Annotated in this window: 1 protein-coding gene; it reads right to left on the bottom strand. The window is 63.5% G+C overall.

The genetic code is table 11. From position 1 onward, the window contains the following. On the bottom strand, positions 1-1,400 hold a 1,400-nt coding region (locus AC1D1X_RS23280), incomplete at both ends, for a class I tRNA ligase family protein (protein WP_477699343.1).

Genomic DNA, 1,400 nt, shown 5'->3' with positions numbered 1-1,400 from the left:
GTCTTCACCGAGCGATGCCAACAGTGCATGGTCTTCCGCGGCCACTTCCAGCGCGACATTGGCCTGCAGCGAAGAGCCTACCTTGCCGTCGGTGCGCAGGGCTTCGATGTCCTTGTTGACCGCATCGCGGATTTCGCGGATGCGCGACCACTTGGCGAGCAGAGCCGCGTCGGGCGCAGGAAATTCGGCATACGTTTCCATGAAGATGGACTCGGACTGCCCGAACACCTTCCAGGCCTCTTCCGCCGTGAAGCTCAGGAAGGGCGCCATCCAGCGCAGCATCGCGTGCGTGATCTGCCAGAGCGCGGTTTGCGCGCTGCGGCGGGCCAGCGATTTGGGGCCGGTGGTGTAGAGCCGGTCTTTCAGGATGTCGAGGTAGAAAGAGCCCAGGTCTTCGCTGCAATAGATCTGCAGCTTGGAGACCACCGGGTGGAATTCATACACCTCATAGTGCGCCAGGATGTCGGCCTGCAGCTGCGATGCCCGGCTGAGCGCATAGCGGTCGATTTCCAGCATCTGCTCAAATGGCACGGCGTCTTTGGCCGGGTCGAAGTCGCTCACGTTGGCCATCAAGAAGCGCAGCGTGTTGCGGATGCGGCGGTAGGCGTCCACCACGCGGGCCAGGATCTTGTCGTCGATGCCCAGGTCGCCCGAATAGTCGGTCGAGGCGCACCAGAGGCGGATGATCTCGGCGCCCAGCTTGTCACTCACCTCTTGCGGCACCACCACGTTGCCTTCGCTCTTGCTCATCTTGCGGCCCTTGCCGTCTACCGTGAAGCCATGCGTGAGCAACCCTTTGTAAGGCGCATGGTCGTACATCGCGCAGGCGGTGAGCAGTGACGAATGGAACCAGCCGCGGTGCTGGTCGTGGCCTTCCAGGTACAGGTCGGCCGGCCAGGTCGATTGCGCGGCGTGGCTGTGGCGCAGCACGTGGTCGTGTGTGGTGCCGGAGTCAAACCACACGTCGAGGATGTCGGTGCTCTTGATGTAATCAGGGGCATCCTTGCCGATGATGGACTCGGCCGTGGCCTTGCTCCAGGCTTCGATGCCGCCGGCCTCCACCATGGCGGCTGCCTGGTCCATGATTTCCATGGTGCGCGGATGCAGCTCGCCGGTGGCGGTGTGGATGAAGAAGGGCAGGGGCACCMCCCAGTTGCGCTGGCGGCTGATGCACCAGTCGGGCCGGCCGGCGATCATGTCGCGCAGGCGGACTTTGCCGTTTTCCGGGTAGAAACTGGTTTCTTCGATGGCCGCCAGGGCCAGCTTGCGCAGGGTTTGCGGCGCCTTGTCTTTGGTGAAAACGCCTTCGCCTTCGTCCATGCGCACAAACCACTGGGCCGCCGCGCGGTAGATCACCGGCGTCTTGTGGCGCCAGCAGTGCGGGTAGCTGTGCAGGATGT

It is taken from the genome of Polaromonas sp. P1_G4 (assembly GCF_056405475.1).
The sequence above is the reverse complement of the archived record's forward strand: the minus strand, read 5'-3'. Positions and strand labels throughout refer to the sequence as shown.